The 20,179-nt window shown below is 53.5% G+C and carries 15 protein-coding genes; 9 read left to right on the forward strand and 6 right to left on the reverse strand.

Going from position 1 to position 20,179, the window contains the following annotated elements; all coding sequences use genetic code 11:
• The first annotated feature begins 306 nt into the window (after positions 1 to 306).
• Positions 307 to 1,047: a hypothetical protein gene (locus NST26_RS00700; protein WP_340978245.1), complete on the forward strand. Its 741-nt coding sequence runs from the start codon at positions 307 to 309 to the stop codon at positions 1,045 to 1,047.
• Between the two features lie 43 nt (positions 1,048 to 1,090).
• Here NST26_RS00700 and NST26_RS00705 read toward each other — a convergent pair whose 3' ends face one another.
• From NST26_RS00705 to NST26_RS00720, 4 genes are all read right to left on the reverse strand, one after another.
• Entirely contained in the window at positions 1,091 to 1,582 is a 492-nt protein-coding gene (locus NST26_RS00705) for a cell wall hydrolase (RefSeq protein ID WP_209876125.1), read from the reverse strand.
• A 94-nt stretch (positions 1,583 to 1,676) separates the two neighbouring features.
• Positions 1,677 to 1,874: a hypothetical protein gene (locus tag NST26_RS00710; protein ID WP_340978246.1), complete on the reverse strand. Its 198-nt coding sequence runs from the start codon at positions 1,872 to 1,874 to the stop codon at positions 1,677 to 1,679.
• Positions 1,875 to 1,878: 4 nt separating this feature from the next.
• Positions 1,879 to 2,037 (reverse strand): YvrJ family protein, encoded by a 159-nt coding sequence (locus NST26_RS00715; protein WP_445323306.1) that lies wholly within the window; start codon positions 2,035 to 2,037, stop codon positions 1,879 to 1,881.
• Positions 2,038 to 2,430, reverse strand: a complete 393-nt coding sequence (locus tag NST26_RS00720; protein ID WP_340978247.1) for a sigma-70 family RNA polymerase sigma factor — start codon at positions 2,428 to 2,430, stop codon at positions 2,038 to 2,040. It lies immediately after the preceding gene.
• Positions 2,431 to 2,809: 379 nt separating this feature from the next.
• Here NST26_RS00720 and NST26_RS00725 point away from each other — a divergent pair, with 379 nt between their 5' ends.
• Positions 2,810 to 3,538 carry a protein-glutamine gamma-glutamyltransferase gene (locus NST26_RS00725; RefSeq protein ID WP_340978248.1) on the forward strand — a complete coding sequence of 243 codons (729 nt, stop codon included), beginning with the start codon at positions 2,810 to 2,812 and terminating at the stop codon, positions 3,536 to 3,538.
• 12 nt (positions 3,539 to 3,550) lie between these two features.
• On the opposite strand, the gene NST26_RS00730 is transcribed toward NST26_RS00725, so the two are convergent.
• Positions 3,551 to 5,167: a response regulator gene (locus tag NST26_RS00730; protein WP_340978250.1), complete on the reverse strand. Its 1,617-nt coding sequence runs from the start codon at positions 5,165 to 5,167 to the stop codon at positions 3,551 to 3,553.
• Positions 5,142 to 7,034 (reverse strand): cache domain-containing sensor histidine kinase, encoded by a 1,893-nt coding sequence (locus NST26_RS00735; RefSeq protein WP_340978251.1) that lies wholly within the window; start codon positions 7,032 to 7,034, stop codon positions 5,142 to 5,144. Before NST26_RS00735 ends, NST26_RS00730 begins: the two co-directional genes overlap by 26 nt.
• A gap of 81 nt (positions 7,035 to 7,115) precedes the next feature.
• Here NST26_RS00735 and NST26_RS00740 point away from each other — a divergent pair, with 81 nt between their 5' ends.
• From NST26_RS00740 to NST26_RS00770, 7 genes are all read left to right on the forward strand, one after another.
• A complete protein-coding gene (locus NST26_RS00740; RefSeq protein WP_340978253.1) occupies positions 7,116 to 8,591 on the forward strand; it encodes an ABC transporter substrate-binding protein in 1,476 nt (491 codons plus the stop codon).
• A 250-nt stretch (positions 8,592 to 8,841) separates the two neighbouring features.
• The gene (locus tag NST26_RS00745) at positions 8,842 to 10,734 is read left to right on the forward strand and encodes a collagen-like triple helix repeat-containing protein (protein WP_340978254.1); all 1,893 of its coding nucleotides are present in this window, start codon (positions 8,842 to 8,844) and stop codon (positions 10,732 to 10,734) included.
• Between the two features lie 446 nt (positions 10,735 to 11,180).
• Complete coding sequence (locus NST26_RS00750; protein ID WP_445323307.1) at positions 11,181 to 12,116, forward strand: ABC transporter permease; 936 nt, start codon at positions 11,181 to 11,183, stop codon at positions 12,114 to 12,116.
• 46 nt (positions 12,117 to 12,162) lie between these two features.
• Complete coding sequence (locus NST26_RS00755; RefSeq protein ID WP_340978255.1) at positions 12,163 to 13,056, forward strand: carbohydrate ABC transporter permease; 894 nt, start codon at positions 12,163 to 12,165, stop codon at positions 13,054 to 13,056.
• A 54-nt stretch (positions 13,057 to 13,110) separates the two neighbouring features.
• Entirely contained in the window at positions 13,111 to 14,664 is a 1,554-nt protein-coding gene (locus tag NST26_RS00760) for an ABC transporter substrate-binding protein (protein WP_051477893.1), read from the forward strand.
• Between the two features lie 133 nt (positions 14,665 to 14,797).
• Positions 14,798 to 18,328, forward strand: a complete 3,531-nt coding sequence (locus NST26_RS00765; RefSeq protein WP_340978256.1) for a carbohydrate-binding domain-containing protein — start codon at positions 14,798 to 14,800, stop codon at positions 18,326 to 18,328.
• 138 nt (positions 18,329 to 18,466) lie between these two features.
• Positions 18,467 to 20,158: a glycoside hydrolase family 3 protein gene (locus tag NST26_RS00770; protein ID WP_339252961.1), complete on the forward strand. Its 1,692-nt coding sequence runs from the start codon at positions 18,467 to 18,469 to the stop codon at positions 20,156 to 20,158.
• Positions 20,159 to 20,179 lie beyond the last annotated feature (21 nt).

Here is a 20,179-nt window from a genome sequence, read left to right on the forward strand (position 1 = left end):
TAAATATTTTGAGGGGGGGGCTAAGCTCCCCCTATTTAGGTTTGTGGAAAGAAAAATAGATAAACCTAATAAGGGGAAAATATATATGGTATAATAAGTAAAAAAAGGAAAGGAGTAGCTGTGAGGGGAAAGATAATAACATAATGGTATGTGAGATGGATAAAATTAGGTGTATGGTACTTCGTATGGAATTGATTGGATGACAAAAATTTAACTTAAATATTAAATAATGTTAATTATATGTTATTCATGGATTAATTTTCTCTGATATAATTTCAGATAATTAGACGAAAGGAGTTTTCAGGGTTGAAAAAAGAGCTTGGTGTATTGATTGTGTTGAGTGTCGTTTTGCTTTCAGGATGTGGATCAGATAAACCTGCAACGGTTAATAATGGTTCGGGTGAGTCTCCTAGTAAACAAGTTATGACACAGCCGGTGCAAGATAAGGATGTGAAGTTGCTGGGGTCTTCAGAAGATGAAAAAGTAAAGTTTTATACAAAAACTGATGGGATAACACTGGATATTAACGGTAATAAGAAAGACTATCCTTGGAATATTCCTATGGATACTGGAACTGCCCCGCAGGTATTTCACACGGATGTTACAGGCGATGGGAAAGAAGAAGCCGTAATTATCATCCAGACTGGGCGAGGAACAGAATTAAACAATTATGATATTCATGTCGTTAATGCCGAGGATCTATCCGAAATTAAAGTCCAAGGTTATGAAGAGATTGTTGCGAATCAGCTTGAAACGCATGTTGCTAAAAACGGTGATGGTACACTAGCGATTTCCGTTAAATCACAAGGAAAAGAATATGATTTCAACTATGGATTTGATCCAGCACCGGATTACAAGCAAGATAGCCTTGCTTTTGGAGGAGTATATATTTATTCATTGGAGAATCAAAAAATAAAATTGAACCTTGGAGGATCTGTAGGTGTGTCTCCCACATATGTATGTGATTTCAATATCACATACAAATTCGATAGTGCCAAGAATGAATTTCTTGCTGATCAAATTGAAGTTAAACCAATTGAAAAATAAAAAAAAGCTGACCAACTGTGGTCAGCTTTTTTTGTTGATTAAATTAAACGACATAATCAAAGAATGTGTGTTTACCGACTACGACTTTGGAACTAACTTGAACCGTGCCTCCTCCTGGGAAACTATAATAGAGTTTTCCACCAGAAGTATAGCTTAGTTCAGCAAACCTGGTGTTAGTAGAATAGAAACACTTGCTACCGATTTCATTCGTATAGTTACCTAGGTTTGAGGCTAAATTAACAATATTAGTCCAGACCGCACTACTTCTATTAGGAGCAAGACATTCTGGCAAGTTAGGATTGCCCTCGTTAAAGCAACTGAATGCAAATGGTTTGAGCACTACTGCTTCAATCGTGTTAAGATTTTTAAATTCACCGTATGTGGTATTGTTTTTACGGTTATTTATGACATAAGCAACACTTACACGAGAATCTGAATCGCCTCGGGTTTCTCCCCAAAGAGTTCGGGCCAACAAATCCACACTGTCACGTCCGTAAAGCTGAGATTTAGAAGTTAATGGATCACCAATTGCCATGAATATTACCTCCAATATGTTTTTTTTGTAGATCACCGGCGTCTCATTATATAAAGAGAAATGAGTCTCATTTTCTACAACCACTCTCCAAATTTTATTTCAATTCACTAATATCAAAGGTCTGTTTAACCTCAATCATTTTGACATAGAGTTCCTGTTTCAAATCTTCCCGGTGATCGGCGGGGACTTGTCGCAAGGAGGCTTTGATCTTTGGTGTGAAAGATTCTAGGATATGCAGTGTTGCCCCCTGATCATGGTGTTGCTGTGCTTGTACTAAAAGTTCGGCCAACATAAAATCACCGCTTTACATTTTTTTGTATTTCATTCTTTAAAGCATTGATAGCCTCGCTTAAATCAGATATTTTCTTTTCAAAACGAATAAGCAGATACAAAGTAATTGCAATCGGGAAGCCTAAATTAGCAATGAAAGTAGCGATGTCACCCTCCATCATCATTCATCCCCCTTCCGTTATTAAGCTGCGCAATTTAGTTAGGGCTTTTAAGCGGTGTTTCGAAACATTTTGTTGGGATACTCCCAATATTCTGGCTATTTCCTTGTCATTTAGTGCTTGTACATAAGCAAAAGATAGAATCCTTTGTTGCTGCACTGATAAGGATTCATAAGCTTGATAAAGGGAGTGATCCGTAATGTGATCTTTTAAATTTGGGGGTACAGATTCAGCATCATAAGTGGTAAGTAAGATGGACTCCAGGTTTTCACCGTTGTCTAAAGTCAGAGGAAATCGGCTGTCCTTCATTCGTCTTTTTTTGTCATAATTGATAGAGTTGTAGTATATGAGATTGGCCATATACGTGATAAAACGACGATTCAAGTCATCATCTGTCAATATAAGCCCCCCGTCCTTTTAAAAAGAGAGTACTCCTACCCTATAAAGAGAAATGAAATGTATTTTTTACAACCATTTTCCAAAAATAAAGAACGTATGTTCCTATATTTTAACATTGATAATATTTCAGTCAATGAAACTAAATCTATGGTGCTGAGGATCGGGGGGCAAGGGCATTATCCAGCGTGAAAAAGGCGCTCCGATTGCCGGGAAGCGCCTTTTATTCGTTCTTCCATAGGACCGGGCAGCGGCCAGGAAGGAGAGCACCGGCAAAAGCCGGTTCTTTTGGCGCAGTAAGCAAACTCCTCCGCACCAATAGGAGGCCCGACACGTACAATAACCTATATTTCATGGCAAGAAGACGAAAGGGGGAAGCAGAATGGGGTATGGATACGCGGCTCCGGCAGATCCGGCATTTGAGAGCAGGATGCGGGGGGAGATTATTGCGGCAGCCCGGGCAATGAATGTAGGGGGGACAGATTTCTCGACCTTCGAGAATTCCCGCTGCAATCCGAGGTATTGGACCCGTACAGGGGGCGGTGGATTTGAGCTGAATTCAAATGTCACTCCTTCGGCGGCGATTAATGATATTTTTGTGAATGGACAGCTGTATGCCTTTGAATGTGCTATGGCGATGGTGATGATTCTCTATAAAGCGACCATCAACATGATCGGAGAGGCGGCCTTCAACCGTAATTTCACCGGCCTGTACCTGTGGGACTGGAACTATGACAGCAATCTGAAGCTGATTACCACGTTCAACCGCAATGAGCTGCAGCCGGGCGATGTGGTCTATTTCAAGAATCCCGACCATGATCCGGCTAAGCCGGAATGGCAGGGGGAGAACGCGATTATGTTGTCCAGGGACAGTTACTACGGACACGGGCTCGGGATTAAGAATGCCACTCAGATGATAACCTCGCTCAACAGGGAGCGGGTGCCGGGCAGCCGGACGTCTGCCTATCTGGCGGATGAGGGGCTTCACCCGGATTTTGCCTATATTGCTTCTCTCGGCAACTCACGACTGAGCCCGCCGGTCTCCGCCAAAGTGAATGTAAGAACGGCCATCTTCTCCAGAATAGGTACGAAATCCTATATTGTCCGCTAGAGCGGCAGCGGTCTAATCCTTGGCCGAACGGAACTTGAGCGGGTGCAGGCCGGTGGTTTTTTTGAAAACAGTACTGAAATAATGGGGATTCTCATAGCCGACCCGCTCTGAGATCTCCATGACCTTCAGGTCCGTGGTCAGCAGCAGCTCCTTCGCCTTGCCTATGCGGATCTGGGTGATATAGTCGGTAATGGTTCTGCCGGTCTCCTTCTTGAACAGCAGGCTGATGTAGTTAGGTGTCAGAAACACCTCCTCGGCAATCCTGGACACGGACAGCTCCGAGGCGTATCCCTCCTGAACGATGGTGCAGATGCTGCTGACGATCCGGCTGTTCCTGGAGGTGTTCTTGCCTGCTACATAAGCGCTTAAGTCATGCAGGAGCGACAGCATATACGCCTTAAGGCCGGTGATCGTGGTCTGCTGGTACAGCTTATCCATAATGCTAATCCGGTCGCTTAGCACCTGCCCGATATCCTCATCTATCTCATACAGGGCTCTGGCGGAGGTGAAAATCATCTCTGCGCAGATACTCTGCACGTATTCAATTCTATGCTTGGGACCGGCCAGTCCATTGAACAGCTGCTCCAGCAGCCGGGTGACGGTGTCTGTATGTCCTGCCTTCAATTCATTCATCAGCCGGGCCTGGAGTTTATAGATAAAGGTGCTCTGCAGCTTCTCCGTGTCGGGCTGGATATCATTAATGTAGAGGACGGAGGCAGGCCCGGTATAGAATTTGTACACCAGCGCAGCCAGCGCATCCTTATAGGAATCCTCAAGCTGGCCCGCCAGCGGACAAGCCCGCCCGATGCCGACGGAGGCATCCAGCCGCAGATACCTCTGAATATTAGCGATGATTTGTTCGCAGGTCTCGGAGATGGAGTGGGACGGAGGTGTCTGCGGGGTGCAGATCACCATAATGAATTCGTTCTCGCTGGCTACGAAGCTGATGGCGCAGGGGTGGCTGTCCAGGCTCTCCTGAATGATATTCTGGATGGAAAAGTAGAGCAGCTGCTTATGCTCCTCCGAGTATTTATCCACCGCGCTCCGGTATTCATCCAGCTGGAGTACACAGACGCTGAGAAGCGTCCCCTGCTGGAAGGGCAGGGCGAAATACTGTATCTTCTGCCAGATCTCCTCCTCCCTGCGGTAGAGGCCGGCAATCAGATTCTGGAGGAATTTCTCCCGCAGCAGCGGCATACTGTCTTGAAGCTGCTGCTTAAGCTGCTCCAGATCCAGCTGCTGCTCGCGTTCCTCTGTCAGCTTGGCCACCGCTTGGCTGAAGACACTGCGGATCTCGGGCAGCTTGACAGGCTTCAGAATATATCCCTCGGCGTTCACCTTCAGCGCCTCCCGGGCGTAGGAGAAGTCCTGGGCGCCGCTGATAATAATAATCCGGGCTCTGCAGCCTGCCTCCCGCAGCTTCTCTGCTACCTCCAGCCCCCCCATTAGCGGCATCATAATGTCGGTGAACAGGATGTCCGGCTGGAGCTTCAGGCATAACTCGTAGGCTTCCAGCCCGTCCGAGGCTTCCCCGATAATCTCAATCCCGAACTCTTCCTGCCAATCGAACACACGGATCAGACTGCTGCGGATAAACGGCTCGTCATCCGCTATGATCATCGTTAACATCTTCATTCACCTCATTCCAAGTAGTGACCACCGGAAACCGGATGACAGCCAGCAGACCGCAGCCGTCTTCGGTATTGTCGTAATAACGGATGCCGTAGGACTCTCCAAAAAACTGCCGGATCCGCATATGCACATTGCGGATGCCGTAAGACTGGCTGCCCGGCTGCGGGTCTGCCAGCAGCTGGTTCAGCCGTGCGGGATCGGCGCCTATTCCATCGTCGAACACGGAGATACTAAGCAGCTCCTGCGTCTGCTCTACCCGGATGCGGATCGTGCCTGTTCCCCGCCGCCGCTGGATGCCGTGAATCAGGGCATTCTCCACCAGCGGCTGGAGACTAAGCTTCACCACCAGACATTCCTCTGCGAGCGCCCGGTCCGTCTCCTCCAGCTCATAGTGAAGCCGGTCCTGGAAGCGGAACTGCTGAATCTGCAGATAGCTCTCGACCTGCCGCAGCTCATCGCGGAGCGGGATAATATTGCGGCCCTTGCTCAGGCTGTACCGGAAGAAATCCGAGAGCGAGGTGACCATGCTGCTGATCTCGGGAATATCGTGGTTAATGGCAATCCAGTTAATGGAGTCCAGGGTATTGTAGAGAAAATGCGGATTGATCTGGGCCTGGAGCATTTGCAGCTCGGCTTCCTTTTTGCGCAGCTCGGTGACGTAGAGCTTGTCGATCAGCGCCTTAATCTGCTGGAGCAGCTTGTTGTAGCGGTTGAATAAATAGGAGAATTCGTCCTTGCGCCGGTAACGGATGGGGATATTGAAGTTCCCGCTCTCGGCATGCGACATTGACTGGATGAACTTGCGGATCGGAGCGGAGATATTCTCGGACAGCAGCAGTGCCATCAGGAAGGAGACGAGCATGCAGATGACTATTACGATATACATCACCCGGCGGAAGGAGATCAGCTCCCCATTCAGCTCACGGACAGGTGAGAAGGACAGGATGGTCCAGCCGGTATTCTCCAGTGTCTTGTACGAGACGAGCATCTCCTCGCTGCCGATGGAGTGGCGGAAGGAATGCAGAGCGGATGAGTGGTCTGGAGAGAGAGGGTTGCTGGTACTGTCAGCAGGGCCTATAGTCAAGCTAAGCTTGCTGTAATAATCCTGAGCGGCGATATTCTGGCCGATGAGTGACGGCTCGGGGCTGATGGCGATCGTTCCGGCTCTGTCTGCGATATAGACCTTGCTGCCGGGGGTAGGCTTATAATGCTCCAGCAGCGTGCCGAATTCGGCTACCGGGATATCAAGGGTGAGCAGTCCGACATAGGGCAGCTGTGCATGCCGGATACCGAACAGGCGCTTCGCGAATTTGAGGGTGAATCTGGAATCCAGCGAGCTAAGGCCCACCACGGCAAAATCGGCTTTGGCCGGAATGCTTAAATACCAGGGCTTCAAGGTAATAAGATCGATATTGAATACACGCCGTGAGAAATTATATTGGGTATATTCCGGCCGGTTCAGCATATAGAGCATAGGGACGAAGCTGTTGCCGGAGGTCCCGTTCGCGGGGAAATCCTCAAGGATTTTGCTAAGGGCGGCCAGCTCATTAATGATTCCGGTGCTGTCTGCGGGCCGGTTGGAGGAGATGAGGTCAGCGAATTCAGAATTCAGGTACAACGCGGTCATGGATTGATTGGCGGCTTCGAACCGCCGGGCCAGATTATCCTGAACCAGATTGAAGTTATTCTCAATCGATGTATTCATATTCCGGGTAATGATCCCGGCGGATTTGTTATAGATGGTGACCGAGATGATCGTGGTCGGGAGAAGAACGAGGAAGAGAAAGTAGAGGATCAGCCGGCTGCGGATGCTGAAGTTATACAGGAAGAGTGCCTTCGACAACGAATCGTAATATTTCTTCATCGGAGTCCTCCTTCAGCAAGTCAATAACTGGTATACATTGTAAAACGCGTGAAGTCAGGATGTCAACGCAGGAGGTGCGGTGTGAAAAGGTTACTGTTCTATCTTATTGCCATCTTAGGGTGCGGGCTGGCTATCTACACTTTTGTCTATGACCGCCCGCTGCTGCCGGACCTCACTCAAGGCGAGAAGGCCCTGCCGGCGGTGCAGACCACCCGGGTGAGGGTCGCCCTGTCTGACTGGACGGAGAACCTGGAAGTGAAGAATGCCATCAGCCATTATAATAAAACGAATCCCGATCAGATTGAGATCGTAGTGATGAACCTTGCTACAGACGCCTACGACGATACCTTAAATATGCTGATGACCTCCGGGCAGGGGCCGGATGTATTCAGTGTCGATAACGCCTGGCTGGCCACTTACGTCAACAAGGGGTATCTTGCTAATCTGTCTGCTGATCTGGATGCCGGATGGCTGTTGCGTTTTCCGGTATGGGCCAGGAAGTACGCGTCCGGCCCGTTGTTCAAGGGCGGAATCTACTTCATGCCCTCCAGTATTGATACCGTGCGTCTGATCTACAATAAACAATTGTTCCGGACCGCCGGACTTGACCCGGAGCAGCCTCCGCTTACCTTCGCCGCACTGGAGCAGGGAGCCCTGCAGATCAGCCGGGCCGGAGCACTGGTCAATAAATACGGCTTCGCGTTGCCCGCCGGGGATAGCCGGGCCAGTCTCCAGGCCGGACTGGAGCTATCGAATACCTACAGCGGTTATTATCTGTATGATTACCGGTCGGGCCGTTATGACCTGAGTGTGTATGCCCCCTGGCTGCAAATGGTACGGGAGATGAAGCAGCAGGGCAGCCTCTACCCGGGGGAGACGCTGCTGAAGCTGAGCAGTGCGCTCCGGCAGTTCGCGGACGGCAATATCGGCATGATGTATGTTACCAGCAAAGATTATGTCAAGCTGCAGGAGTATATGCCTAAGGATGACTGGGGAGTGGCGCTCCCTCCGGCAGCGGAGCTGTCACGGCGCGGTGCCGGGGCCCTGATGATGGTCCCCCAAGCTCCGCTGGTGGTGAACAGTGCGGCGCAGAGCCGGGAGGCTGCGGTGAAGGTCTGGCGTTTTCTTCAATCGAAGGAGTTCCTGGGCATGCTGTATCAGCAGGCGCTCGCCCTCCCGGTGACAGACGGGATTATGGATAAGCCGGGCGCTTCACGCGGGCTACGCCACTTCAGAGAATTCTATCCAACCGCAGCAGAATCGATCTATCCGCTATCCCCGCAGATCATGGACCAGTATGATCCGAATACGGTATCCATGGAGCCGCGTTATTCAGGCGACCGTCCAAGAATGCAGCTGTATCTGCGGATCATCGCGGGGGACATTCCGCTGGACCAGGGACTGGGCAGCGAGAGTGAGCGGCTGAATCAGATGCTGGATATTGCAGCTACCGGGTATTCTTTTCGGCGTGAGGAATATATCTATCCGCAGTTCGATCCCCGCGCCCCGTTATTGGGGGAGAGCCTGCAAAACCGTTCAAGCAGCGGACGGGAATAGAATAGGCTTATATTCAGGGACCTTTCCCGGCCATTGCGGCTGAGGAGAGGGCCCTTTTGTGTTGTCTCCTATTTATATGGGATGCCTGCCGGAATCTAGCTCTACTGCACACACCGTGCCGGAATCGCAGAATATTACTATATTGATCCATCTTTCTGCTGCTAGCTTCTATGTAGTCAAAAGATAGATTAAGCGAGGAAAGGAGAATCTATCAGGACAATACAAATCTGTCGTTAAAGGAGACTGGGAAATGACTCTACTATCCACAGGACCACTGGAAAACAATGCAGTTGGAGGAGTAAGACCCACTACACAGGTTACGGTCAGACTTGATAACCGCAGTAGTGTTGCAGCTTCTACAGTATCTTTACAAGGCTATTACATGCAGGGAGGCATGCGGGTACTGTATGTCAGTCAATCACTTAATTTAGCAGCCAATGAATCTATTACTTCTACTTATTATGCAGATCTGGATGCTTTTGAATTTATTTTCTCCACTTCGGCTACGGTAGATGATCCGGTTCAGATCTCCGTATGGGGCAAGAGCAGCACCGGCCAACTCGTTACTGCCCACCGGCTGGTCTCGGCTGAACTGCTGGGCGATACTGGTGTAACGGGGGCCACTGGAGCGACCGGCGTGACGGGCCCGACAGGCGCAACGGGCGCGACTGGAGCAGGGGTGACCGGAGCGACCGGGGCGGTGGGCGTAGGCGTGACAGGCCCAACTGGAGCAACCGGATTGACGGGCCCGACTGGTGCGACTGGAGCAGGGGTGACCGGTGCGACCGGCGTGACAGGTCCGACAGGTGCAACTGGCGCAGGGGTGACGGGGGCGACTGGAGCGACCGGGGCAGGGGTGACCGGTGCGACCGGCGTGATAGGTCCGACCGGGGCAACTGGTGTAGGAGTGACTGGAGCGACCGGGGCAGGGGTGACCGGTGCGACCGGCGTGACAGGTCCGACAGGGGCAACTGGCGCAGGAGTGACGGGGGCGACTGGAGCAGGGGTGACCGGAGCGACCGGCGTGACGGGCCCGACAGGTGCAACGGGAGTAGGAGCAACTGGAGCGACCGGGGCAACGGGAGTAGGAGTGACCGGAGCGACCGGTGCAACGGGAGTAGGAGTGACCGGGGCGACCGGGGCAACGGGCGTGGGAGTGACCGGGGCGACCGGGGAGACAGGTGCAACGGGCGTGGGAGTGACCGGAGCGACCGGGGCAACGGGCGTGGGAGTGACCGGAGCGACCGGGGCAACGGGAGTAGGAGTGACCGGAGCGACCGGGGCAACGGGAGTAGGAGTGACCGGGGCGACCGGGGCAACGGGAGTAGGAGTGACTGGAGCGACCGGAGCAACGGGCGTAGGAGTGACTGGAGCGACCGGGGCAACGGGAGCAGGCGTGACCGGAGCGACCGGTGCAACGGGAGTAGGCGTGACCGGGGCGACCGGAGCAACGGGCGTGGGCGTGACCGGAGCGACTGGAGCAGGGGTGACCGGAGCGACCGGCGTGACGGGCCCGACAGGTGCAACGGGAGTAGGAGCAACTGGTGCGACCGGAGCAACGGGAGTAGGAGTGACCGGAGCGACAGGTGCAACGGGCGTGGGAGTGACCGGAGCGACCGGGGCAACGGGCGTAGGAGTGACCGGAGCGACCGGCCCGAATTTGGCAACGGAAGGGTTCTCCGCATTCCTGCCGACGTTCTCGGTCTCGACCAGTACTCAGCTTACCGGCTGGACTGTGACTACGCCTTACTATGACAGTGCGACATTTAATGAGACTACAGGCAACTACACGATTCCGGTATCCGGCAGATATTCGTTTGAGGCAACCATTAACTACAGCACTACCGCTGCCATCTCCGTTGCATTGGGAGCGGGAATTGATCCGGCTTTTGTAGTGCGGAGAACCTCCCCGACAGTAACGGATCTGGTAACCGGATTGTTCCCGCTGCTGAATGTTAACATTGCGCTTCTGCTGTCTCTGCGGACGATCCTGGGTAATGGTACGGTAACATTGACAGGTGAAGTTGAACTGACGGCAGGCGATGTGATCGGACTCTTCTATGCAGCAGATGGATTAACCTTGCCATTAGATCTTGGAGGTGCCTCTTCGGGTGTTGTATGGTCTGTGCACAGACTCACTTAACCGCTGCAGACTAGTTTAGACCCACAAGCTTCAGCTAAAAGAGCGTTCCACAGCGGTCATCGTGGAGCGCCTTTTTGCATTTTGTCCATTAGGCTTAACTGCCTTCCGGCAAATGGGTTCTGGTACGGAAAGCAGTTGGATTTTCGCCACTTACTCATGAACAGAAGTCTTAATCTACGGAAACAGTTGGAGAATCAGCACTTAAAATTCGGCAAATATAGCAGAGTAGGGGAAATACGCGAAATTAAATGACGTTTATCCAACTAAAACCCGACGGTGATCCAAAACATCCAAATTAAGATGCGTTTATCCAACTAATTTACTCCAAACTCCGTAGGATTTTGAACTTTTATTATAGATGGCCTTATTTAGCATGGAGCCGCCTGCGGGTACACTTAAGTCAGGGAAGAGAGGGACTGCTGAAGGAACACAGGAGGCGGAAGACAATGGTTATGAAGACGAAAAAGAGACACGGGCTGAAGCATCTGCTGAAGCATAAGGTGCTGCTGCTGATGCTGCTGCCGGGCGTAGTATTTTTGCTGATCAACAACTATCTGCCGATGTTCGGAATTGTGATTGCGTTCAAAAATATCAACTATGTGGATGGGATTCTAGGCAGTCCGTGGGTGGGGCTGGATAACTTCAAATTCCTGTTCGCCACCTCGGATGCCTGGATTATCACGCGCAATACGGTGCTCTACAACTTTGTGTTCATTGTGCTTAATCTGGTCTTCGCCGTATCCATCGCGGTTGCCCTGAATGAGCTGAGGAACAAGCTGGCCGCCAAATTCTATCAGAGCATCATGTTCTTCCCCTACTTCCTGTCGATGGTGGTGGTGAGCTATCTGGTGTTCGCTTTTCTGAATGTTGAATACGGTTTCATCAATAAAGGGATCTTCGCCCTGTTCGGGCTGGATGAGCTGAACTGGTATTCGGAGCCGAAGTACTGGCCGTTCATTCTGCCGCTGATCAATCTCTGGAAAGGGGTGGGCTATGGCTGTGTCATCTATCTGGCGGCGATTATCGGCATTGACAACGAGTACTATGAAGCGGCCCTGATCGACGGCGCCAGCAAGTGGAAGCAGATCCTGCATATCACGATTCCGCTCATCCGGCCGGTCATTATTATTACAACGATTCTGGCGATCGGGGGCATCTTCCGCTCCGACTTCGGGCTGTTCTACCAGACCACACTGAACTCCGGGGCGCTGTACCCGACTACCCTGGTCATCGACACCTACGTCTATAACGCGCTGATTAATATGGGCAATCTGGGGATGTCGGCAGCGGCCGGATTATACCAATCGGTGGTCGGCTTTTTCCTGGTCCTCGGCTCGAACTGGATCGTGCGTAAGGTTGACAAGGATCAGGCGGTTTTCTAGCTAAAAGTCTGGCAGCGCACGTACCCTGTAGAAGGAGTGGAAATCCGTGGCTAATAACGAAATATCCCGCTTCACTAATGTTCTCCTCCATATTATTTTTATCATCCTGTCCCTGGCCTGCCTGCTGCCGATTGTACTGGTCTTCATGATCTCTATTACCGATTACGATTTCATCGTCCGTAATGGCTATCAATTCATTCCGGAGAAGCTTAGCCTGGAGGCTTACGCGTATATTTTCAAGGATTATAGTGTGGTGTTGCGGGCCTATGGCGTGTCCTTCTTCGTCACCATCACCGGAACGCTGGTCAGCGTGTTCCTCTCTTCCCTGTATGCGTATCCGATATCGCGGGCGGATTTCCGGTACAGGGGGGTGTTCGCTTTCCTGATCTTTTTCACCATGCTGTTCGGCGGCGGGCTGGTACCGTGGTATATGGTCTACACCCAGGTGCTGGACCTCAAGAATTCGATCTGGGCACTGGTCGTGCCGATGCTGCTGTCCCCGTTCAATGTGCTGATTATGAAGACGTACTTCCAGATGAGCGTGCCGCCCGCGCTGATTGAAGCCTCTACGATTGACGGAGCGGGGGAGCTAAGGACGTTCTTCCGGATTGTTTTCCCGCTGTCTTTGCCGGTCTTCGCGACCATTGGGCTGTTCAATACGCTGCATTACTGGAATGACTGGTTTAACAGCATGATTTTCATTACCGACACAGACCTCTATTCCCTCCAATATCTCATGTACAAAATGATCTCCCAGGCAGACTACCTGAGCCGCAACGGGGCACTTATTCAAGGCTCGGCCACCGAGCTGGCCAAATTGCCGGGGGAAACGATCCGTATGGCGATGGCGCTGATCGGCATCGGGCCGATTGTGCTTGCCTATCCGTTCTTCCAGCGGTATTTCATCAAAGGACTGACGCTCGGCTCTATCAAAGGCTAACCTCGGAACCTACCGATTAGCATATATCTGTTCCATCAAGGGGAGGAAAAAAGTATGGCAGGTAAAAAAGTCACAGGTCTGCTGCTGTCGCTTGTGCTGATAGCCGGATTCACCCTGGCCGGATGTGCGGGGAACAATGGCAATACAGCGGCGCCTACAGAGAAAACGGGGGAAAGCACCACAGCTCCGGCGGCAACGAAGGAAGCGACAGGAACCGAAGCGGCTGGAACGGAAGCGCCGGGTGCGCTTGCGCCGGTGGAGCTGTCTCTGTATCTGCCCGGCGGGCCGGATAAGGATGTGGCGTCCGTAGAGCAGGAGATCAACGCCTACCTGAAGGATAAAATCAACGCCACCCTCAAGATCAACCAGCTAAGCTGGGATAAACCGGCCGACAAGGTCAATCTGATGATCCAGTCCGGCGAGGTGTTCGATATGGTCTATACCTGGAACTTCATGACCAACGCCGCGAAGGGGGCGTATCTGCCGCTGGAGGAGTTGCTGGACACCTATGCCAAGGAGACGAAGGCACAGATTAATCCCGCTTACCTGCAGGCAGCCACCGTCAACGGACATTTGTATGCGGTTCCAACCGAGAAGGAGCTGGGGCAGTCGGTCGGGTTCGCTTTTGACAAGGCGATTGTGGATAAATACGGCTTCGATGTGAACAGCCTCCAGAAGCTGGAGGATATTGAACCGATGCTGAAGACGATTAAGGAGAAGGAGCCCGCCCTCTCTCCGCTGTTCATGAACCATACCGACAGCCTGCACTGGTTCACTGCGTATCCTGACAGCGAGGACTTAGACGGCAGCAATGATATCCCGACCCTGCTTGATTACAAGACCATGAAGGTGTTCAACGAATACGACACACCGGCAATGACGGAGCGGCTGAAGCTGATCCGCAGCTGGTATGAAGCGGGCTATATCAACAAGAACGGCGCCACAGACAAGACCGAGCTGAAGGATGCGGTCAAAAGCGGCAAAGCCTGGTTCGTCTACGGCAACATGAATCCGACCTCCACCAATGACTGGACCCGGCTCGCCGAGAAGCCGATGATCATCAAGACGCTGCTGCCTGTTCAGGTCAGCACCAAGAGTCTGCAGGGTTCCATGCTCGCCATCTCCAGAACCTCGAAGAACCCCGAGCGGGCCATGATGTTCATGAACCTGATCCACACCGATCCGGTGCTCTACAACCTGCTAACCTTCGGCATTGAAGGCAAGCACTATAAGAAGCTGGAGAACAACACCGTGGAGTTCATTGCGGACAGCGGCTACAACTCCGTATCCTCCTGGATGATCGGCAATGTGCTGCTGAACTACCTGAATAAGGATGAAGATCCGAAGCGCGTGCAGCTCTATACGGACTGGAATAAGAACGCCACCGTGTCGCCGGTGATCGGATTTGTCTTCGATTCGACCAAGGTGCAGTCACAGATTGGTGCCCTGATCAATATCACGAAGCAGTATAAGAACACCCTGTTCTCCGGGGAAAAGGACCCTGAGCCGGTCCTGAAGGAGATGAACAGCAAGCTGAAGGCCGCAGGCCTGGACGCTGTGATTACGGAAATTCAGAGTCAGCTCGACGCTTTTCTGGCCGCCAAATAAGCAGTAGAGGCCATAGCACGCCCGGTACCCGGCAGCAAGCAGTCATAGCGGCCGCCTGCGGCAGGTACCGGGTATTCTCTTTCGCTAATCCAGCCTTTGGGGAGCCCCTATCTGATCAAGAGAGGGTGTTACTATGCGAATTCAGAGAATCACAGGCAAATTGCTCATTGCAGCTCTGGTATGGATGTCCGCCTCATTGCCCGGAGTACAGATCAGCTCCGCCGAAATGCCGCCTGCACAGGCGGTTATTGAAGACAGCGAATCCGCTGCGGTGTTCCCGCCTCCGGGGTCTGCGGCTGAACCGTTACCTGAGAGTACACTCATTGCAGCCAGTACAGTCACAGAGGATACCTACCAGCCGTCTCCGCTGCTCTGGCAGGTGGGCGAGCAGGATAACAGCTCCGCAGAATTTACAGTGTACCAGGATGTGTACAGTGAGAATATCACCCTCCCCGTCAATCCCCTGAACTGGAATACGATCTCCCGCGGCATGAAGCTGGACCGCAATGCGGCGATGGAGCTAAGCTTCAATCTTACGGAAGTCCCCCTCTATGGTGTGGAGTTCAGCTTCAAGGTACTGGATGCAAGCACCGCAATTCCGCAGCTGGCCGTATTCACCAATGGCAGCTTCAGCGGGCTGATTCAGATTACCGGGCTGAACGACGGAGAGACCCCCCTTACGAATACATGGAAAGAAACCTATAGACTCTATATTCCCTCAGAACAGCTGAAGACCGGCAGCAATAAGCTGAAGCTGACCGTGGACCGCGGGCTATACGCTGATCCGCAGTCGCCAGGATATGACGGTGACAAGTATCTGTGGTTCGAATGGGATTATCTCAGGCTGGCGGCGCTGGAAGAGCGGGCCACAGAGCCTATCCACGGCAGGTATGTCCATCTGGGCAGTACGATTGCCGCCTCGACTTTCCGCTACGACGAGCATGCGATCCGCCATCTGGCCCCGATGGCCAAGTGGCTGGGCATTGCCTACAGCGGCAACTGGATGCGCACCTCCTTCTGGTCCGATACCAGCGCAGGCTGGGACCCGCAGGGCCGCAAGTACCTGGAGACGCTGCGCGACCTCAATCTTGCGCCAATGGTTAATATCATCGGCGGCAACTGGAAGACTAACAGCGAGTTGGCGGCAGGGACGATCAGCTCTGCGCTGAGGAGCTATTACAGCGGCTTTGTCAGCAAATTCGGTGATCTGTACCAGTATGTCGAGACGGGAAATGAGCCGGGATTGTTCGGCTGGGCACAGAAGGCGGTGCTGGCGCTTCATGAAATGATGGACGAGGAGAGGCAGACGAACAGCCAGCCTTACCTGAAAATTGTTGCTCCCGGCTGGGCCTACTGGCCGTATAACGGCACCCCTGACGGCTGGGAACGGGATGCTGCCCAGCGTGCGCCGATTGAAGCGCTGTCGGATGTGACCAACGGACACAGCTATGGCGGGACCGGCGTCCAGCCTTTGCCGGGCGGAAGCCTGTATGAGAATCTGCGGGTGTACAGTGATTCAGAGGAAGGCTTCGGCAAAGAGATGGCCATGAGCGAGACCGGAAGCAATGACAATCATTCCGACAATACGAAATACGGGACGTATGCTTACAGGTTCGCTTCTGCTTTTGACCGGGAGCTGCGGGGAAATATCGGTTATGCCGACCATATTATGCAGCACGCGGCCTTCTTCAATGACGGGACGGAGTTTGGCCTGTTCAATTCAGCGATCAACTGGAACACACACCGTTATGAGGATACAGCAGCGGTACCGGCTAATATCAATGAATCCGGGGAGACCCGGCTGAAGACGTTCCGCAGATTGGCCGCCGCTTACGCCACCCATGGAAGCCCGCTGGGCTACGAGGTACTGAATGCAGCTGAACTGACCGGGCTGAAGGCGTATTTCCGCGCAGTGGATACCTCGGCGCTGGGCACTTCGGCCATCGGAGCTTCGTCCGATAAAATCCTGCTGAACTTCGTCAACTTTGAGACGTCGCCGGTGACGATGCAGGTGAAGGTTAAGATGCCGTCCAGCGGAGCGTATGCCGGGGAACGGTTCGGTCCAGGGGAGACGTACGCCGCCGCCTACTCCAGGGTGGAGCTTACGGCAGATCCGTACATTACACTTACAGTTGCGCTGGACGCGGGAGAGACGATCCAGTACATCCTGGATGAGCAGGACAACGCGCTGCCCACTGCTCCGGGCAGTCCTGCCGCAGCGGCCGTAAGCCATGAGCAAATCCGGCTGACCTGGACGGCTTCCACAGACAACGCTGCTGTCGTCAGCTATAACGTCTACCGTGACGGCGGAGCGGCTCCGGTGATGAATATTCCGGGACGGCTGACCTTCTGGAGTGACTATACCGTAGCGCCGCAGACCACTTACAGCTACACAGTGCAGGCCGTGGATGACTCCGGCAATGCATCGCCTCTTAGCACAGCCGTATCAGCGACTACACCGGTCATGCCGATTACACCGCATGCCGCAGGAGATCCGGCCAAGTTCGAGGCCGAAGCTACTGCATTTGCCTTGCCACTGAAGACCGGCAATAACAGCAGCGCCTCGGGCGGCAAGGTCGTGGAGCAGACGCATAGCGGAGGCTTAACGATCCAAGGCTTCCATTCCGAGAATGGTGGCAGCTACACCTTAACAATTGTATACGCTTCCAATGAGGAATCGAAGAAAAATATTCTCGTGAACGGCGTGAAGCAGTCCACAGTAACCCTGCCTTCAACGGGCAGCTGGACCGCGAATCTGACCGCACGGCAGTATGGGATTACCCTCCAGCCGGGCTATAACATGATCAGCTTCACCTCCGCCGGGAAGGGGGCAAATCTCGATTATTTCAAGCTGGAGGAAGGGCTGTATGTTCCGCTCTCCCACTGGTATCCGGCCGCACATGATCATCCTTACATTGACTATGCCGGATTCACCCCTGCGCCCAATGGAGTCTCCCATGTGACCTATGATGAGGATGCCACGGCTGCCTTCAGCTTCAATGGCATCGGTGTCCGCTGGAGATCGGACATCAAGAGCGATATGGGCAGTGCAGATGTCTATGTCGATGGTGAGTATAAGGAGACTATAGTCATTCCGCAGGCAGGGCTGGAGGGTGATCATAAGATTGTCTACGAACTGACGGGTCTGGAATACGGGCTGCACCGGATAGAGATTGCAGGCAACGGCGGAAAGGTAATGGTCAGCGGGCTGGAGTACGAGAGCTACGAGTCTGTATTGCCCGTACCGGGACCGGATCTGACGGTGACGGATATCGGCTGGCATATTGTGAACAGCGACGGCAGCCCTTCCGCGCACAGCACACCGCAGCTGGGCGACTCCCTGATCTTCTGGGCCAAAGTGAAGAACATCGGTGTCCGTCCCACACCGCTGAATGCCTCGACCGGACTCGGACAGATTACCGGCGGCGCCTTCTCGGTTAACGGCGGAGTGGTCTCGTGGACGGACACGAATACCAGTGTGATTCAGCCGGGCGAGGAGATAACATTGACGGCTAACGCCAGTGCGCAGGGCACCCCCCGGTGGACGGTGCCGACCATCGGCGAGTTTACAGTCAGCTTTTTTGTGAATGATATCTGGCGGTATGCGGAGATGAACAAGGAGAATAACAAGCGGGCACGGGCGCTGGAGATCAGCCTGCCCTGACGGGCTAATCAGCCGGTTGGCGGATCGGTGCAGGCAGTCTGTAGAATTTTGAACTTATATTATAGCTGGCTGTATGTAGAGCAGCTTCGTGATCCGGTACACTGGATTTAGAACAGAACCTGCCGGGAGGAGCCTTAAATGATGCAGAAGCCGTTAAGCAAGGAAGAACAGGAATGGGTGGAGGAGACGCTTGAAGCGATGAGCCTCCGGGAACTGATCGGGCAGACGATGCAGGACCATGCGGGCAGGCTGCCGTTCAAGGGGGATGATGAGGCCGCTCTCCGCCGGTATCTGGAGCAGTATCCGGTGGGCAGCTTCTTCATCGGCGGGGAGGTTATTCAGAAGGCCGCAGGCAAAGCGGAGGATTACCGGGACTGGGCGGGACTGCTGCAAGGTATCAGCAGGTTCCCGCTGCTGTTCTCCGGTGATCTGGAATTCGGGGCAGGCTCGGCGGTGAGGAGTCTCACGGCCTTCCCGCCGCTCCTCGCGCTTGCGGCAGCAGATGATGAAGACCTGGCTTACGAATACGGAAAATATACCGCGCTGGAAGGCCGGGCGGCCGGGTTCACCTGGGCGCTGGCCCCGGGAACCGATCTGTTGCTGAATTGGATGAATCCCGTCATTACGACCCGTTGCCTGGGAGATGACGCCGGGCGGGCGGCGCGCCTGTCCGCCGCTGTCATGCGGGGCATGCAGGAGCATGGCCTTGCGGCCTGCGCCAAGCATTTTCCCGGTGACGGGGTCGACTACAGGGATCAGCATATCATTACTACGGTGAACAGCTTATCTGAAGAGGAATGGTTCTCCACTTACGGGCAGGTGGCCGGGGAGATGATCAGCCAGGGGGTCATGTCCTATATGACCGGACATATTGCCCTCCCCTGGATCGAAGACGGGGCAGGCGGTGCTGGATCGGGGCCGGTCCCGGCAACCGTCTCGGAGCGGATTACAACAGGACTGCTGCGGGAGCGGCTTGGCTTCGACGGAGTGGTGTTGTCGGATGCGCTGGATATGGGCGGATTCTTATCCTGGGGAGACTATACACAGCGCATCATAGACTGCTTCAATTGCGGTACGGATGTGCTGCTCTGGCCGGGAGTACGGTACTTCGCAGTGATGGAGCAGGCGGTGGAGGACGGACGCGTCAGCCGGGAACGGCTGAAGGCCAGTGTCCGGCGGATTCTGGAGCTGAAGGCACGGCTTGGTGTGCATGCTGCCTGTGATGGGAGAGAGGACGCAAGGGCTCAGCCGCTGCTGGACGACAAGCTGCCGCCTGGTCTCGACCGGCAGGTCAGACAATTCAGCCGCGAGCTGGCCGGGCGCTGCATTACCCTGGTCCGCAGCCGCACCGGCCAGCTGCCGCTGAATCCGCAGGAGGTCCGCCGGGTGCTGGTCATCATGATGAACAAGGTGACGGAGGGGCGCAGATATGAGCGGATGAATCTTTTTGTGGAGCAGCTTAAGGCCAGGGGGCTAGAGGTGGATATTCTGGATGAATTCGAGCCGTTGACGACACTGCGGCAATGGGAGCAGTCGGGGGTCCGCTGGGATGCTGCCTTCGCCCCTTATTTCCTTCCGCTGCACGGAATGATGAATACCGCCCGTCCGGTGGGTGAAGCGGCCAAGGCCATCTGGGCCATGCAGCATGCGGAGACAGTCCGGCCGATCGGTATTTCGTTCGCTACGCCATATCTGCTGCAGGACATTCCCTTCTTAGATACCCTGGTGAATGCGTATTCTCTGCATGAAGATACAGTAGAGCTGACGGTTAAGGCGCTGTTCGGAGAGATTCCGTTTCAGGGAAGCTCCCCGGTGAAAGCGGAGATTTGAGAGGGCGATTACGGTTCAGGG

The organism is Paenibacillus sp. FSL R7-0128, from assembly GCF_038002245.1.
In the GTDB taxonomy this organism is placed as follows: Bacteria; Bacillota; Bacilli; order Paenibacillales; family Paenibacillaceae; genus Paenibacillus_AQ; species Paenibacillus_AQ silagei.

Coding starts and splice junctions, on each gene's coding strand:
- NST26_RS00705 (WP_209876125.1), bottom strand. CDS start 1,582: ATGGCAATTGGTGATCCATTAACTTCTAAATCTCAGCTTTACGGACGT.
- NST26_RS00710 (WP_340978246.1), bottom strand. CDS start 1,874: ATGTTGGCCGAACTTTTAGTACAAGCACAGCAACACCATGATCAGGGG.
- NST26_RS00715 (WP_445323306.1), bottom strand. CDS start 2,037: ATGATGATGGAGGGTGACATCGCTACTTTCATTGCTAATTTAGGCTTC.
- NST26_RS00725 (WP_340978248.1), top strand. CDS start 2,810: ATGGGGTATGGATACGCGGCTCCGGCAGATCCGGCATTTGAGAGCAGG.
- NST26_RS00730 (WP_340978250.1), bottom strand. CDS start 5,167: ATGTTAACGATGATCATAGCGGATGACGAGCCGTTTATCCGCAGCAGT.
- NST26_RS00735 (WP_340978251.1), bottom strand. CDS start 7,034: ATGAAGAAATATTACGATTCGTTGTCGAAGGCACTCTTCCTGTATAAC.
- NST26_RS00745 (WP_340978254.1), top strand. CDS start 8,842: ATGACTCTACTATCCACAGGACCACTGGAAAACAATGCAGTTGGAGGA.
- NST26_RS00750 (WP_445323307.1), top strand. CDS start 11,181: ATGGTTATGAAGACGAAAAAGAGACACGGGCTGAAGCATCTGCTGAAG.
- NST26_RS00760 (WP_051477893.1), top strand. CDS start 13,111: ATGGCAGGTAAAAAAGTCACAGGTCTGCTGCTGTCGCTTGTGCTGATA.
- NST26_RS00765 (WP_340978256.1), top strand. CDS start 14,798: ATGCGAATTCAGAGAATCACAGGCAAATTGCTCATTGCAGCTCTGGTA.
- NST26_RS00770 (WP_339252961.1), top strand. CDS start 18,467: ATGATGCAGAAGCCGTTAAGCAAGGAAGAACAGGAATGGGTGGAGGAG.